The following is a 15,927-nucleotide window of genomic DNA, read 5'->3' on the forward strand; positions in this document are numbered from 1 at the left end:
TCGGATATAGTACGTTCACAAAGAAAAGGAGGGGATTCGATGGATCAAAGTGGTCTTTCTCAAGAAGAGCGGATTTCTAAACTTGAGGAAAAAATAGAGTCATTAGAGTCAGCGAATACAGAGGCTGAAAATAAAAAAGAGATAATCGACACAATTTGTTATACACTTGTCGCTATAGTATTTATCATAGGCTTTTTTTGGATATAAAAAATACGCCAACGCAAGAAGCGCAGGCGCAAACGCAAATTCGAAGATTCAGGGACTAGCACTCCCTATCTCCAACCCTAACCATATAATACCACGTTTTTAAAACGCTATCTATTTGAATATTGAAAGGGTACATTCTTATAACTAAAAAAATATATGAATTTATACAATAGGGACCTACATGAGTAGGTTCCTATTTTGGTTGGTTTGAAAGATACTACCTCATTCTCTCTTTAATACCTACTATTATCTTACACACCAATGTAATCTGATCGTCTCGTCATGTCCATTTCATTAGCAATGTCCGTTTGATGGACTTTACCATCCACTAATGCTCAATAGAATCTCTCAGCATTTCTCCAAAACCAGTAATTTAATAGAGAGTAGAAAGGAAATAAAAAAATTTCTTTCGACAAATATCTACATATAAAACATGCTTAATGTGATCATTTATCGAGCAAAAAGACATTCTTTTTCTTATGATAATTCAACTTTTTTTTGATAATTAGCTCTGACATGTAAGTAATTCAAGAAATTATCAAAAACAAATTCTAAATACCAAAAAACGAACACTTTTATAATAATTATAAAAATCGTTCATCAGCAAGCTACCATCCTGTATCGAACTCTACTTTTTTTGATAATTGAGAGTTTAACTTTTGTTGTTTTTGTTTATTTATCAACGTTTATAAAGGATAACTGATTACTTTACCATAGGGAAAACATGTTCGCAATCATTGTCTTATTAGTCGAATCGAGCGGGGTTTACAAGTTATTTGGAATGGTGCTTTAATACATTTACAAAGCGAATGTTCGTATTTGAAATTAACCAACATTCACTCATCGAAAGGAGTTAGAAATGAATAAAGTTACTGAATGGGTACTAGTAAAACTATCATCACATCTAAGTATCAATAGTAGTAGTGATGTTCTTATGCCAAAGCATATGTACAACACTGAGATGGGGACTATCATTCAACACCTTACTAATGAAGATGAAAAAGTAAAGTCTCATTGGAATGTAAGCTCTAGAAGGGTTATGAGAGAAAGATAATGCTTCTTAGCAACGGAAATATAATAAACAAATATAAAAGGGGACGATGAAATGAATAAACCTATTAAGTGGTTGATTGTAGAACCATATGAGCAATTAGAGCCAAAAGAATGGAAGTTGTACACAGAGAAAGAATACTCTCCTCTTCATGGCAAGATCATCAAGGAGTTGTCAGCACAAACTCTTATTCATCCATATCAGGATTTACAAAACATCTTAAAAGATCGTGATCAAAACAGCTTCTTATCTGCTATTAAGGAGTTAATAGATAATAGCGTTCAGTCGGTCCTGGGAAAGTCGGATGGACCTAAGAGGATTAAGCTTGACGTATCATCAGGTGAGAGCGGGACAACAATTATAACGATAACAGATACAGGCGTAGGCATACCTTATGAGTTAGTACCACTTACTCAAATGATTGGAAAGGCATCGCAAGTAAATGGTAAAAACATGTACAACGAACACGGAGTAGGTTCCAAAGAGCCATTGGCAAAAGCTATTGATTATCGTATTGATGTCACAACTGATGAAGAAATGAGAAACGGTTATTTTACAAGGGTCACAAAACCTTCTTCTTCGACAGAAGTACCAGTGGAAAAGATAAGCACCGAAGAGGAAGAGTGGGTGCATGGCGATTCCCGCTACGCAATTCAACTCGTTGTCCCAGATGAAACATTCATTAAGGTTCTATATGATTATAGAAGAACGACTTTTTCTTCAAATGGTACAAATCTATTAAAGACTTTTCGATTTATGGAAGAAATGCTCGCTTTTTATTATGGAGATTTATTTGATGACGGGCTTGAAATCATTACATCATACGATTTCTTCGATGGACAGTACAGAGATGAAAAGAAATTAGAAAAGATTCAATTCCATAAAGTGATAGTTGATTCAATCCATAACAAGACCGTAAAGGGTTTTCCTGAGTTATCACTTTCAATTGAAGTCGTTTACTTCCCACACCATAAAAATATGTTGGTGTATAATCAAACCTCTAAAATGAGCGGTGTGATCACCAAACATAACGGTAAAGTTGTTCACTTTGGGGAGTTAAGTTACGTGTGGGGAACGATTAATAACGATCGAGCTGAGTACAACGGGTTCGCAGTTATTGTAAATGTCGTTTCATCAAATGGAGAGTACCCGTCTCTAAACACCTCAAAAACTGCTCTAAATTGGGATGATGAAAGGCAAAAGAAAATCGTAGAGGAAATCAAGACCCTCGTCCCTTCTCCACTTAAGAGAGCAGATCCATTAGCAACAGAAGCTCAAAAAGAAGTGGAATTATGTAGCATTCTTGAAGCTTCAGATGAAGAAACGGTTCTACCTCAAAAGAACGTTAGCGCCGAAATGACTGTTGATGACGAAATAGTACCAATTGAAAGTATTGTCGATATTGCAGTGAGGGAGAAGATAGATAATATATTTGTATTGATAGAGGGGAAAGCAAAAAAATCTAAGGACAAAGATATTTATCAACTACAAAGGTATTTAGATATTTGGACTTATAATGGTATGAAGGTTAGAGAAGTTGTTCTTGTAGCAGAAGAACACCCACCCTCAGTAAAAGCATTAGCTGAACTAAAGAACGGACAGACTGTAATAAAAGGTGATATGAAGTATACTATAAATATCCAATTAAAAACGTGGGAAGAACTTAACGTACCTAAATATAAAAAGGATTTAGTGACACTCCCTGAAAAAGAGAGGACATTGTATCAGCAACTCGATGAAGCCCAAAAACGCATTGATAAAAGGTTGAATATAAAGGAAGTGGGGAGTGAAGTCGTTGCCTAATTTAAATGATGTAATTGAAACAAATACAATCTTACTTACAAAGAAAGAAAAAGCAGAATACCTGGACTATATTAAGAAGTTGCAGCGTTCTAGGACGCTTCCTGAAGCGAAGATATATATGAGAAGGTTAAAGGGTTTAGTAGCAGTAGGGGAGGCTAGGGCGCAACATCGGTCTCCTTAAAGCAAAACAAGTTAAATAAAATAAGTATGTCCTCGACACATCTAATACACATACTTAGTATATGTATTAGATGTGTCTTTTATATGTTTAGTAACCGCACTGTTCAAGGTTGAAGAAGTAGCTGGTGCCATCATGACCATCCTTATCCGTGAACAAAAACAGATTTATACTTTCATAATTTTCAATTAAAATAGATATATAGAATAATAATGTTTGGGAATACTGGTATCTAAGAACTATTCGATCTTCTATCGAAGGAGGCAAAAGGATGTCTGAACTTATTGAAGAGCGGTTCAAGAGGGCTGGTTACACTCCATTAGACCTGGATGAATACGAAAATGAAAATTCAATGGTCAATTGCAAAAATGATTCAGGCTTGTTTTTTCTTACAAACCTCTCCGCATTAGAGAAAGGGAATAAACCTCACTGTGTTCGCGGGAACCCATTTGCCATGGTCAACATAAGAAAGATTGCAGCTAGAAACGGAATAGAGGTACCAAAGGATGCGCAATATGAGGGAAAGATACATTCTTCTGTCATTGGATATAAAGATGGGCTTAAAGTTGTCATCCATATATCAAGTCTACTTCGAGGCTCTATCCCAAGCCCTTTTCATAATCAAAATCCGTATGCATTAGATAACATTCAGACAATATGTTTAGGTCTTGGAGTGAAAGTTTCAAGAGACCAAGAATATCGCGGAGCTAGATATCTATATGAAGGAACAACGGAAGAAGGGTATAGGGTAACGTTTAGAATACATGATGTGATTGACGGAAAGCGTCCCAACCCATTCCATATAAGTAACCCCTACGCTATAGATAATATTCAGAAGCTATGTGATAGTTTAGGAAATGGTTGTAAGGTAATCCCGGATCAAGAATACAATGGGACTGCTAAAGGTGTATTAGCTGTTGATGAAGAAGGATATAAGGTGTCTCTTACGGTCGATAACTTAAAAGCGGGTAAGAAAGCTAGCCCCTTCCATATTAGTAACCCATACACATTAGAAAACATTGATTTATTCTGCGCAAAGAACGACCTCCCATACAAACTTGTACCTGGTCAAAATTACAAAGGTGCGAAAGATAAACTAGTTTTTAGATCTCCCAGAGGTGATGACAGCAATACGGATGAAAAAGTGATGGCATGGGATTATGTAAAGAAACGCACTTTGCTGAAGCAAAAGTAAGTATAGACAATAGTTCGGATTAATTAATAGTTATTGATCTTAAACACACAATAGTCCATGCTCCTTAAGGAAACCAATATTCTTGGTTTCTTTTCTTTTGCGGAAATAGTAAAAGAAAAAGCACCTATTATATTAGCTTCTTTTAATTTTATCTTTTAGTGATATAATCTGAAAAATAACATTTGGAGGCTGCGATGAAAAAGACGAAAAGCTTATTTTATTATGGGTTAATTCTTTTTGTTCTTGGAGGGTTATTATTATACCTCTCTGAACAAGAAGGAAATGTGTATCTTGTACTGTTTATCTTGCTCTTATGCATCATATTCTTAGTTAAGGGTATGAAAGTTCTTTTCATAAAGGATAAGAACGACTAACAGTAAATCTATTTTCCGACTATAATTAGAATTTCCACGTCCTAAACATATGAAGTGATTGTTCTGGAATAATAAAAATTGTTGAATGGAGAAACTTATGAAAAAGAAGCCACTAGAAGAAATAAGCCAACATTTAAAAGGGTCAAAACTAACCTTAATCAGCGATGAATATAACGGAAAGTATTTTACTGTAGCTTGTGAATGTGGTGAGATGTTTGAAACCTACTGGAGAATCATTAGACAAGGGAAGAAAGCGTGTAATCAATGTTCTTATTCCGCCTCGCAGGAGCCCAGGAAACACACAATTGAAACAGTTAAAAAATGGGTCGAAGAAAACAGTACAAGTAAATTACTTTCTACGGAATATGTAACTTGTAAAGATAAATTGATTCTACAATGTGAATGCGGAGAAATTTACCAAACAACATTCGACCAATTAAGTAATAAAAAAAGAGGGGAAAAGAAAGTATGCGCCGACTGCCAACTAGGTAGAATTGCAAATCTAAATGATGAAAGGAATGCGATTAAAAAAGAGACCTTTTTGTTAAGAGTAAAAGAGTTGACAGGTGCTGAGTATGTCTTCCACGATAAATACGTACATAGCAAGCACAAACTTACTGTAACTCATAAAACCTGTGGGAATACGTATAAAGTTGACCCAGATCACTTCCTCAACCATAGGAGAAGGTGCCCAGAATGCTTTGACAATAAGAACTCTAAATGGGCTTATGAGGTTGAGCGATATCTTAATGTTCATAGTGTTAATTATTTAAAAGAATATAGCTTTGAAGACTGCGTTTATAGAAAACAGCTTAAGTTTGATTTTGCGATTTTAGCTGGAGATTCACTTATAGGTCTTATTGAAGTGGACGGACAACAGCACTTTGAACCGTTTAGATATATTAAAGACGAGGAAGTACGATTAAAAAAATTTGAAGAAGGTAAGACAAGAGACGCAATTAAGGACGAATATTGCAAAAAAAACGACATTAGCCTGATTAGAATACCTTATCACCAGATTGATAATATTGACAATTTGTTAAGGGATATGATGTTGCCAAAACAAGTAGTATAAATATTTAACCAGTGAAATTTAACTAATCAGGGACCTCCAATTGGTGGTCCTTTTTTGGTCCTAAAAGGTTATTTCGACGGGCATCCAATAAATCTCATATATTATTTTTTCCACAAAAAAATATTCCGTTTTATGATTTGAAAAAACGAATGGAGTAATGCTTTATGAAGATGGTTAACAAGGTACCAAAAGAAGATGTTCATATCATTGAAGAATTTGTGGTCAATTGGAAGAACCGTGAATTATTCGACTTTATCGGAGAAGGTCATGATGCTGAGGTATACCGATACAAACAGTATGCCATAAAAATTTTCAAAGAAGGTGAGAACACAAGTTGTATCGATCCAGATATCTTTGAAGCTGCAGGAGATGCATTTCCAAACATTCCAAAATTATATTTTTATGAGTACGGTGAGTATATGGTTATGGAGTTTATCCATGGAAAGGTTCTTGCTGATAAGGGAGTTAACCGTATTGAAGAGATGAGATTCCTTCCTGATTATTTAAAAAGAGACCTCTTAAACGGTATAGAAAAGCTCCTGGAGCGAGGTGTATTCCCAGCTGATGTCCATTTACTGAACGTCATTCATTGTAAAAAAGAAGATCGCTTAAAAATTGTGGATCTCGGACGTTTCTACATGTACGACGGTCCTCATAAAGTAACTGCTGTAGAGTGCTATAAAATCGAGTGTAGAGCTTACAATGCACTTACAAACAATGTACGTTCAAAGAAAGCTGCATAACTAAAAAAGAAATGTAAAGGCTGTACAAACCGACATCATCGTGTCGGTTTTTTTATTTAATCCCTGAAGAGTTAGCCTCAATCATTCTCTAGATTACTTTTTTACAAATAAGATGAAAGAATCCATGAAAAAAATCGAACTGTATAAACGTAGATGGTAAGAAAAATAAAGAAAAGAGGGGGTACAATGAAATTTGATTTATCATCTTTTATAAGCACTATGAAAGAACTAACCGCTTCCATTACAGGTTCTGTGAAGGAGCGGCTATTAGATACCATATCGAGAAATACCGCTGAATCAGTAGGTCATACCGTTATGAATCACTCAAGGACGAAAAAAGAATCGACGACGTTACTTGGGTTAACGTTTTCCAAGTACCACCTGGAACATAACGGCTTTCTATTCATAGTAGAAAGCAAAGGGTCGTCAGAAGAAACCATCCTACACTTTACTATTACTACAAAAGATAGGTGGATATATAAATATCACTCTTATGAAGATAAGCATACGTTAAACAAAAAGATAAAAGTTAAGATATAGGGTAAATGGCAGCAATCTGAAAGAGGGCTTCCAAATTAGGTTCCATGTTTGTAAGCTGGAGTTCATTGTTGTAGGAATACTAAGATTAAGAATAAGGATTAGTCACTTTCCTTTGAAATGTCATTATAGGAAACAATAATCATTTAAAGGTTGTGGTCTAAATCGATAATATTAAAATGAATTCATTGATAGGCGAGCTTTCATATTTTACCGCTCATCAAAAGGAGCTAGTGGAACAATTAATTAAATCGTATTTACTTCTTCGAAAAGAGTTAGATGGAAATAATGCCATCGAGTCAGATGAAAACCAAAAAGCTTGAGGATATTCTCCTCAAGCTTTTTAATATGTTTTTTTGATGGTCCTCCTTTGAAATTGGTCTCGAAAGGTTTAGATTAAACCGGTAAAGCATCTACAAACCTTGGAAGCTCTGTTAATGGAACTGCATATGGAGGCTTTCGATTCATCGTGTTAAATTCTATATTACCGATCTTCGTTGCAACATTGTATTCTCCGATTAGGTAGTCCATTATATGAAACGTGTTCTCCATTACCTTTTCTGTCACTTCAGGAAGGTTGTAATAAAAATTCACATCAAGTTTATTCTCCAATGTTTGATCATATTCAAAATAAACTTCGCTTGCGCTTATATTCTTCCCTCCAGAAGAAATTCGGAAGTCGCTTACTAAACCAGGAGTGGAAGTTCGCGGTTTCAGAGCGATGACTTTCCAACGTTCCATCTCAGGCGCAGCAGATACGATGTCGAATACAATCGGAAACGCTTTTTTTAGACCTTCAGCTGTTATAACAATTTCTCTTATTCCGTTCTCATCAATGTTACCACTGAAGACCGCACTGAGCCGATTATCTACTCTTCTAATTCGATTTCCTATTTTACTGATTAGCATATCTGCGTTATCCATATTTAATTCATAATATTTATCTTTGTTTTTCAGAAACCAATCCCAAAATTCATGGATCTTTTCATTCATCTATTACTCCTCCTAAGTTTGTAGAGATTAAGGTGTGTACGCATTTTTGTTTGCAGAAGTGTTTATATGATTTACTGTTGCTCCTCATGTTCTGCTCCCTCTAAGAGTTCTGTGATTCCCCCATAATAGGTATCTATTTCTTTTGCAGTAATCGAATCTTGTAGTTTTCTCCTAAGGAACTCAAATCGTTCCGCCTGCTCTTGAGTGAAAACAAACCTCTTTTTACCTTCCATAAAAAAAGTCCTCCCTTTCATACTAAAAGGTAACTTCCAATTCCTATTATAGCAAGCTAGGGATGGTGAGGGCTATTGTTGATTGTTTCGCATTTTCTCACACAAATTAACTTAGTCAATTAGAATATATTGTATACATTCATATCAAAAAAAATTAAGGGGGAGTAAATGTTGAGAGCTTTGTCGTATGTAGAATTCCATAGCATGTTAGAAGAGACGTTGAAAAATGAAAAAGGGGATGTTTTTAGCATAAGCATTGTGAAAGAAGATGATGGGACGTTCGACATCCGAATTTGGGATGAGCGGGAACAAGAATCTTGTGAGGATATCGAAGAGGGGCACTTTAGTAGTTTTGGTCAGGCAGAGAAGCGTGCCAAAGAGATCATTGCAGAGAATAGTTCAGTTACATTTATTAAATTGGATTTTAGCGACACTACTAATGCGAGTGCACTCTAAAGCTTAGATAATACACTTTATAACACGGAGCTATTCGTTTCGTGTTTTTTAAATAGCTAAAATCAGTAATTACCTCTAACCGATTTAAGGGTTAAGTCATTACCATCTTAGCATTTTATCAATTTCAGATGGACTCTTAGGTTGTTCAGAGGACTGTATTTTCTCGGCTTCTTTCCTAACCGCTTCATATTCATTAAATACATGATACGTTTCCAATAGCAATGTATCGATTGATTCCCACCCTGTAGGATTTGGCTTTTCTCCTAATGACATATTCATTCCTCCCTTTGCTACTTCACATCTCTTGCGTTACTAGTTTTCACAAGGAGTTGTAGATGAACTATAACATTATTGGTGTATTAATTTGTAGATGGTAGGTTATACACCAAAAATGTTATAAAAGAAAGAGCCTCAATTTTATATTTAGGCTCTTTTTCTATTATTGGCTACAAGCATTTTCACCTTTTGAACAATTAATTCTGAATTTCGTCCCCAAAAATCGGTCGCTTCGTCTTCTGTACTATCAACAAATTTTCGATGAAACTGAATGAAACTTTCTTTTATTATAAACTCTGGTAGAGGACCAATCTCATTTTTTTTAGTGGAAAAAAACTCTCTACAAATCAACTCGTCTGAAAGGTCATTGTTATTTGGAGTTAGAGAAGTGGTAGATTCCTTGCTCTTTTCGCTTAGTATCTTGGTTATATAGTTGTAGTAATTATTTATGTTTTTTCTTGATTCAATCTCTTCAATTACATCAGCAACAGCGTCGAATCCGTATTCTTCCCATTTCTGAATATCGACTTCTTTAACGGTTATATCCCTTTGATTGAGTAACGTTTTAACAGATTTAACGAAAGAGCTTCCATTAACGGATCCATCTTCGTTTTGTTCGTTAAACAAGCTTAATTGCTCATTACCGTATTTACTATTTATGATAAATTTTAGAGCAAATACGCGTCTACCACGCTTAATTTCTTCGAATTCGAAATTGAGCTTGGTCTTTTCTTTTAATTCAGTTTGAGCAGGTCTAATTACCCGCTGCTTTAAATTTGGGTATTGAGGATACTTGTTTTCTAATCCTAACATCTTCCGCAATTCTGTGAGCTCGATCGTTCTCTCACCAATTTTTTCATACTGCTTTAACAGCTCAAAAATGCGTATAGAGTAACCGCTTTTAAGAGGAGAAATCACCCCAAACGAGTAATTCGTAAACCTTTTTTCTAATTGTATGAGAAGATCCTTCACAATAGGATTAAATTGAATATGTACTAATCCCCCATCGTAAATGATACCTTGGAACCAAGGGAACCAACCAATCTTTTGCTTAGATTTCACTTGTATTCGCCTTTTTGACAGTTGGTCCGCAGCTTTTTTTATTTGAGAGTAATAGTTTCCACTCCTAACACCTAAGGCATTAGCAAACTCACGAACCTCGAAAGTGTATTCGCTGAGTTCTGTATCATTCATTTTAATCTTACTTGCTGTATAACGAATTAACTTCTGTTCGTTAGTGGTAAGGTCTGTCTCGTAGTATGCTTCCACTAGGTCGTTAGATTGGACGATTAAATCGTTTATCTTTCTACGACCTTTGTTTATCGTTGTCAAATCTACTCCGCCTCCCAACATCTATTAGAGAAATTATCTCATTAACTGCAATATGTGGGAAGTCTAAACATAACATTTATTAAATTAAGTTATAGTTACGTATTCTTGGGATCGGGAGTAACCAAAGATGTTAGGGTTATCACCAAAAGTGTTATGAAAAAACCCTAAATGTTATGCCTTACACCAACAACGTTATAATCCCGCACCAATGATGTTAGGGTTCCCACCAAGAATGGTAGGTTCATAACCAACCCTGTTAGGTTCCAAACCAACTTTGTTATAGATATTCCTCATAAACCCTTTAATGGCGCCGGTTTCGAAAGAGCTAAAACAATATAACTTTAAATATCTATAACGATATATGTTAAAACTATAAAACTATGTTCGACCTATCAAGTATCACTTACTAGATACCCTAACATTTTTGGTGTATTTGCAAACATATCGTATGTCCAACATATATCTGGTGTTGATTATTCAAACCTAACATATTTGGTGCAAACCTACAGATTTATATTTAATTAAGAAAGAAACAACTACTAAACCTAACACTTTTGGTGTTAATACATATCAGTTAATTCTAATTCGGCTATTAAAGGAGCAATGTGTGGTTAAACCTAACACTTTTGGTTCGAAAATTTATCCGTCGTTCTACAGACATATTAATCTCATTACTATAAACCTAACGTTTTTGGTTTCGGAGTTTATATAATGACCAAAAATGTTAGGTTTCGTTAGGTCTGAGATATCAACTGCAAGTTCTTGCACCAAATCTGTTAGGTTTATGTTTTATTAATTGAAAAGTTTGAGAGCGGGAATCTAATAAAGGAATACTGCTAATCTCCAGAAACCTATTTAGTGAAATACCTTTACATTTCGAAGGGGAGAGCAGACATGTACGAAAAGACCATTTTGTTTTTATTGACGCCCACTGCATTCATTTCACTATTAGTGATAGGGGCTGTTGTATACCTCTACATAAAAGATCGTAATCAAAGGCAACATGCCGTTATACGTACACATCCATTAATGGGTAGACTTCGTTACTTATTCGAATTTATCGGGAAGCCGTTTCGCCAGTATTTCTTCTTAAACGATAAAGAAGGTAAACCTTTTGATCGAGATACAGCAGAAACAATCGCTAAAGCTTCAAAGTACGGAAAGACAATAAAGGCTTTCGGTTCTGTAAGGGATTTTGATGAGCCTGGGTTTTATCTATCCAATACAATGTTTCCTAAAAACGTAGAAGAACTTGAAGTAGATAACGAGGAAGTAATTGAAACTTTCAAATATAAGATCATCAAAGAAGGCGAATTTAGTCGAAAAGAAAAAAGAGAATCCGCTACTACTAAGCCTTGGTACCTCACTAAAGAAAACGCTGTAGTTATAGGAGGAAATACTTTGAATCCCTTTCATGTTAAAGGATTAGTAGGCATAGGCGGGATGAGTTTTGGAGCCCTATCCAATCCTGCGATCCGCTCTTTAGCGCAGGGGGTAGCAATAGCTGGTGGTTCTTGGATGAATACGGGTGAAGGGAGTATATCTCCATACCATTTAAGTAAAATGTATACAGCTATTGGTGAGAAACCTACTGATAAAAGTAAGCTCAGGATTTATCACACGATTCAAAATGAGAGGTTACTATCTAACTTCGGATTAATAGAGAAATTTGGCGAAGAAGTGATGGATACAGTTATGGAAATGGTTGATGAAGGGCACTTACATGAAAAAGGAACGGATCTTATTTTTCAAATAGGTTCGGGCTTATTTGGGGCTAGAGATAAGCATGGGAACTTTTCAGATGAAATATTCCGTGATAACGCTACAAGACCTGAGGTAAAAGCCATAGAAATTAAGCTTATGCAAGGCGCAAAAACCAAGGGCGGTCACGTAGAAGGTTCGAAGGTTACGCCAGAAATAGCCAAAATTCGTGGTGTAGAAGTAGGTAAAACGATTGAATCCCCAAATCGGTTCAAAGAATTTGACGATGTACCATCACTATTCGAATTCATTCGTAAATTAAGGCGCTTATCAGAAAGACCAGTAGGAATTAAAATTGTAATCGGGAACGATAACTCATTGGAAGATATTGCGAAGTACATGGCATTAACCGGAGAAGGACCTGATTTTTTTACCGTAGATGGTGGAAATGGCGGAAGTGGAGCAACATATCAGGAAATGGCTGATTCTTTAGGATTACCTGTTTACAGTGCTGTGGCTATAGCACATGAAACGCTATCAAAATATGGTGTTCGTGACAGGGTAAAGATTATAGCGTCTGGAATGCTATCTACGAGTGATAAGATGGCAATAGCCCTTGGACTTGGAGCTGACTTAATTAATGTCGCTAGAGCCGCTATGACAAGTATAGGTTGCATTCATGCTCAATCCTGTCATTCGAATACGTGTCCAGTTGGGATAGCTACACACAAAAAGAACTTACAGAGAGGGTTAGTTGTGAGTGAAAAGAGGTTCCGAACTTCCAATTACCTTATTACAATGCGCCAAGGTCTTTATACACTAGCAGCCGCTTGTGGACTTCATTCACCCACTCAATTCACAAAAGAGCATGTAGTCTATAAATACCGTACCGGAGAGACCAAAAGAGCAGATAAATTATTCAACTAGTGCGCAATAATCTCATAACTAAGAAGACATCCAATATAAATGGATGTCTTTTTCATTACTTTCTAAAATTATTTACTAATCAACTCTATTTTCAAATCTAAAACTTCCACAATAATAAATACCGTTTCTAATGTTGGGGTAGGGTGGAGCTCGAAAAATCGACTAATGTTTGGTTGAGAATATCCAGTCCTTTCTGCAAGATCTTGTTGTGTTATGCCATCTTCTTGCATTTTGGAGCGGATTCGCTCAATGATCTTGGCATAGAATTTGATGTATCTGTCCCGTGATTGCGGTATAGAATCTAATTCTAATTCGTCCCATTTCCTCATATCTAATCACCTCTGTAGTTTTCATGATTCTACCACGTACTCGAACCTCGGTAAAATCTCATAGTTGATATAAAGACCTTATGCGCCGATTGATTGGTGGAAAGAAATAATTTCTCTCCAGAACTTTATGTTTTGTCTAAGTACATTTCTATTAAGCTCTAAATCCTCAAAAGTAGGTTGTTTAATGATTGTTGTCCCGCTCCCGTTTTGAATTACTTCATCTGGCTTTTGTTTGTAGTTATTTAGTTTTTCTAGGCTTTTCTGATCCTCTTTTAACCTTTCGTGTACTCGTTCGATCGTGAAGATTTCCATTGCTTCGATATATTTTTCTTCAGTCATACTGATCCTCTCCAATCATTTATTTTGTAATGTTTAAGCCGTGTATTTTTACTTATATAAGTTCAGGATGGTCTAAATAGAAATCTTCTTGATAATCTTCTAAGCAGTCATACGATGTAGCATAGGTTAGCGTCTCTTTTCTAAGCTTATGCATACCCGCTTGGCGACCTTCTCCTGTTTCAGGTGAATCCACCACACTATCTGACGAGCCTAAAAACTCATTGAATCGTTTTAACAATCCTCTGGCTACACCTTTTCTTTTCCAATCCTTATGCGTATTGATGTAGCGGATCACTAAATAGTTGTGTACCTCATCTCTATCCTGCTCTGGTACGTATTCATGTTCTTCTGTAGAATAACGTTTGAATTTGAGGACTCCGATGATCTCTTCTCCATCCACTGCAATAACAAACTGTGTTCCTATTTCATGTTCAGCAAAATCTTGAGGAGAGAAATAATAAAAGTCTCTATATACTGGTATGTTCATGCTTTCATCATCAACTGCAGCTCCTTTAACACGCTCTTCTAATACTTCTTTTGGCAAAATGCTGTACATTACCATTCGTTATCATCCCTTTTCTAAAATTGGTTATGAAATGCTCTAAACAACTTCCTATTAAGGTTCTGTAAGTTATCCTCCTTGTTTTAAAGAGTATAAGTCACCATTAGAGCACTAGTGAAAAAATTTCACTACTTTCACACAGCATCCAAAAGAAAACGGTTAGATAAATTCACTTTCCGAATGTTATGTGTATGATCCCTTCGAAAGGAGGGGTGTTGCTTGATTAACTTCGAAGAGCTTAACGAAACAACCGTAGTGTTTAGTATTGGGACAAAATTTAAGAAGGATAATATCTTAATTGATAAAGAAGACCAGCCTATCATAGAGCGTTATCCTGGGAAGTTCTTTGTTAAAAGGATAGATGGTGTCAGAAAGGTAGTTTCCTTTACCAGAGGAGGTTACTATATTGAGTTACCTAACATTCTGCAAAAGAGGTATTCTCAAGCAAGAGTTACCTACATAAATAATAATCCGCTTGATTGTAGGAAGAAGAACTTAGATTTTATGCTACCTGAAGGAATCTATAACACTACTGCACAGGAGTCCGATGTAGATTCAATGCTCGAACTCAATTACAAAATCTATCCCAAGCAATGGCACGTCTCGAAGAGTTTTGTGCTTAACGTTTTGAAGAAGAACCCAAAAGTTTATAACTTAATCAAGACTGAGAGTGGTGTTAAAGGGATATCTACCTTCATACCTTTAGAAAAAGAAGTTTATGATCAAGTGATGACTGGAAAGTTGGAAGAGGGCGAGTTATATAACCATGTATTACCTTACGATACAGAAGGGGACGTCTATCTATATTTAATCTCTATTATTGTAGATGTAACTGAAAGTGAATGTAAAAGGTACTCTAAACCTCTAATTCTCTCAATTCCTGAACAGTTAGATACGGTTGATAAGAGCGGTGGAACGATTAAAGAGATTGGGGCGGTCGCTATAAGCGATGATGGTCATAAAATTTTAAAGCGGATTGGCTTTGCGTATAGTGAGGATTTAATCGAAGGCGATCACCGTTATGGCGTGTATAAAGCAACATACGATTCTATAAGAACATCCATAATAGGGTAGTAAAATAAGTTGATCAGGACGATTCCAAAAATTTCTTTCTCAAAAAACGTCATAGATTCTGTTCTTAATCCGAATAAATGGTTAAGTTCAGTGTCATGAATTTCTTTGTCATTAAATCATTATGTATTTAAGGTTTTGAATTTGAGAATTAAAAGAAATTAAGAATATTATTTTGTTTATGTCACTTCAGCATAATAAATACACTTCTATAATAATTAATAACAAAGACCTCTCTAAAGATGAAGACCTTTATAGGATTCGCAATCCCTTGCTACCACTGGGTTTAAACTACTTTTACTCCTAAAAAAACGAACTTGTTTGAGATTAATCATAATAAAACCAACTAAAATAACTTTTGTACGCTATAAATCATAAAAAAACGGAGTGTATTCGATGCAGACTAATGAGTAATTAAACGACATTAAATACGCTCTTTTTATCCCCAAAATGAAGGTACTTACCCACTAAATACACATTGTCCATACTACTCACAATTTCTATTACGTTTTTTTATGAACAGAGAATGTCTCTGATCAATTCAA

General features: G+C 35.5%; 19 protein-coding genes. 12 read left to right on the forward strand and 7 right to left on the reverse strand.

Annotated features, from left to right (window positions below; genetic code table 11):
* The first annotated feature begins 39 nt into the window (after positions 1-39).
* The 9 genes from ACXAEY_RS23980 to ACXAEY_RS24020 all read left to right on the forward strand — a co-directional run bounded on the left by ACXAEY_RS23980 (position 40) and on the right by ACXAEY_RS24020 (position 7,166).
* Positions 40-207: a hypothetical protein gene (locus tag ACXAEY_RS23980; RefSeq protein ID WP_474815889.1), complete on the forward strand. Its 168-nt coding sequence runs from the start codon at positions 40-42 to the stop codon at positions 205-207.
* An 859-nt stretch (positions 208-1,066) separates the two neighbouring features.
* Complete coding sequence (locus ACXAEY_RS23985; RefSeq protein ID WP_474815891.1) at positions 1,067-1,261, forward strand: hypothetical protein; 195 nt, start codon at positions 1,067-1,069, stop codon at positions 1,259-1,261.
* 51 nt (positions 1,262-1,312) lie between these two features.
* Entirely contained in the window at positions 1,313-3,061 is a 1,749-nt protein-coding gene (locus tag ACXAEY_RS23990; protein WP_474815892.1) for an ATP-binding protein, read from the forward strand.
* Positions 3,054-3,242 (forward strand): hypothetical protein, encoded by a 189-nt coding sequence (locus ACXAEY_RS23995; RefSeq protein WP_474815894.1) that lies wholly within the window; start codon positions 3,054-3,056, stop codon positions 3,240-3,242. Before ACXAEY_RS23990 ends, ACXAEY_RS23995 begins: the two co-directional genes overlap by 8 nt.
* 268 nt (positions 3,243-3,510) lie before the next feature.
* On the forward strand, positions 3,511-4,434 hold the full coding sequence (locus tag ACXAEY_RS24000) for a hypothetical protein (RefSeq protein WP_474815896.1): 924 nt from the start codon (positions 3,511-3,513) through the stop codon (positions 4,432-4,434).
* Positions 4,435-4,628: 194 nt separating this feature from the next.
* Positions 4,629-4,808 carry a hypothetical protein gene (locus ACXAEY_RS24005; protein WP_474815898.1) on the forward strand — a complete coding sequence of 60 codons (180 nt, stop codon included), beginning with the start codon at positions 4,629-4,631 and terminating at the stop codon, positions 4,806-4,808.
* Positions 4,809-4,905: 97 nt separating this feature from the next.
* Entirely contained in the window at positions 4,906-5,883 is a 978-nt protein-coding gene (locus tag ACXAEY_RS24010; RefSeq protein ID WP_474815899.1) for a hypothetical protein, read from the forward strand.
* Positions 5,884-6,047: 164 nt separating this feature from the next.
* Complete coding sequence (locus ACXAEY_RS24015; protein WP_474815901.1) at positions 6,048-6,626, forward strand: AarF/UbiB family protein; 579 nt, start codon at positions 6,048-6,050, stop codon at positions 6,624-6,626.
* A 186-nt stretch (positions 6,627-6,812) separates the two neighbouring features.
* A complete protein-coding gene (locus ACXAEY_RS24020; RefSeq protein WP_474815903.1) occupies positions 6,813-7,166 on the forward strand; it encodes a hypothetical protein in 354 nt (117 codons plus the stop codon).
* 393 nt (positions 7,167-7,559) lie between these two features.
* Here ACXAEY_RS24020 and ACXAEY_RS24025 read toward each other — a convergent pair whose 3' ends face one another.
* Together ACXAEY_RS24025 and ACXAEY_RS24030 are read right to left on the reverse strand one after the other, a co-directional pair.
* Positions 7,560-8,156 carry a hypothetical protein gene (locus ACXAEY_RS24025; protein ID WP_474815905.1) on the reverse strand — a complete coding sequence of 199 codons (597 nt, stop codon included), beginning with the start codon at positions 8,154-8,156 and terminating at the stop codon, positions 7,560-7,562.
* Positions 8,157-8,227: 71 nt separating this feature from the next.
* Positions 8,228-8,389 (reverse strand): hypothetical protein, encoded by a 162-nt coding sequence (locus ACXAEY_RS24030; protein ID WP_474815907.1) that lies wholly within the window; start codon positions 8,387-8,389, stop codon positions 8,228-8,230.
* A gap of 171 nt (positions 8,390-8,560) precedes the next feature.
* Between ACXAEY_RS24030 and ACXAEY_RS24035 the strand changes: the two genes are divergently transcribed.
* Complete coding sequence (locus tag ACXAEY_RS24035) at positions 8,561-8,845, forward strand: hypothetical protein (RefSeq protein WP_474815909.1); 285 nt, start codon at positions 8,561-8,563, stop codon at positions 8,843-8,845.
* 99 nt (positions 8,846-8,944) lie between these two features.
* Here the strand turns inward: ACXAEY_RS24035 and ACXAEY_RS24040 are convergent, their stop codons facing one another.
* The gene (locus tag ACXAEY_RS24040) at positions 8,945-9,118 is read right to left on the reverse strand and encodes a hypothetical protein (RefSeq protein ID WP_474815910.1); all 174 of its coding nucleotides are present in this window, start codon (positions 9,116-9,118) and stop codon (positions 8,945-8,947) included.
* A 150-nt stretch (positions 9,119-9,268) separates the two neighbouring features.
* Positions 9,269-10,453: a replication initiation protein gene (locus ACXAEY_RS24045; RefSeq protein ID WP_474815912.1), complete on the reverse strand. Its 1,185-nt coding sequence runs from the start codon at positions 10,451-10,453 to the stop codon at positions 9,269-9,271.
* 894 nt (positions 10,454-11,347) lie between these two features.
* Here ACXAEY_RS24045 and ACXAEY_RS24050 point away from each other — a divergent pair.
* Positions 11,348-13,081: a glutamate synthase-related protein gene (locus ACXAEY_RS24050; RefSeq protein WP_474815913.1), complete on the forward strand. Its 1,734-nt coding sequence runs from the start codon at positions 11,348-11,350 to the stop codon at positions 13,079-13,081.
* A gap of 68 nt (positions 13,082-13,149) precedes the next feature.
* Here the strand turns inward: ACXAEY_RS24050 and ACXAEY_RS24055 are convergent, their stop codons facing one another.
* The 3 genes from ACXAEY_RS24055 to ACXAEY_RS24065 all read right to left on the reverse strand — a co-directional run bounded on the left by ACXAEY_RS24055 (position 13,150) and on the right by ACXAEY_RS24065 (position 14,311).
* Entirely contained in the window at positions 13,150-13,410 is a 261-nt protein-coding gene (locus tag ACXAEY_RS24055) for a helix-turn-helix domain-containing protein (RefSeq protein ID WP_474815914.1), read from the reverse strand.
* A 78-nt stretch (positions 13,411-13,488) separates the two neighbouring features.
* Positions 13,489-13,749: a hypothetical protein gene (locus tag ACXAEY_RS24060; RefSeq protein ID WP_474815916.1), complete on the reverse strand. Its 261-nt coding sequence runs from the start codon at positions 13,747-13,749 to the stop codon at positions 13,489-13,491.
* 52 nt (positions 13,750-13,801) lie between these two features.
* Positions 13,802-14,311 carry a hypothetical protein gene (locus ACXAEY_RS24065; RefSeq protein WP_474815918.1) on the reverse strand — a complete coding sequence of 170 codons (510 nt, stop codon included), beginning with the start codon at positions 14,309-14,311 and terminating at the stop codon, positions 13,802-13,804.
* 219 nt (positions 14,312-14,530) lie between these two features.
* Here ACXAEY_RS24065 and ACXAEY_RS24070 point away from each other — a divergent pair, with 219 nt between their 5' ends.
* Entirely contained in the window at positions 14,531-15,385 is an 855-nt protein-coding gene (locus tag ACXAEY_RS24070) for a hypothetical protein (RefSeq protein ID WP_474815919.1), read from the forward strand.
* Positions 15,386-15,927: the final 542 nt, after the last annotated feature.

The sequence above is a fragment of the Anaerobacillus sp. ABA4_114 genome, assembly GCF_056159065.1.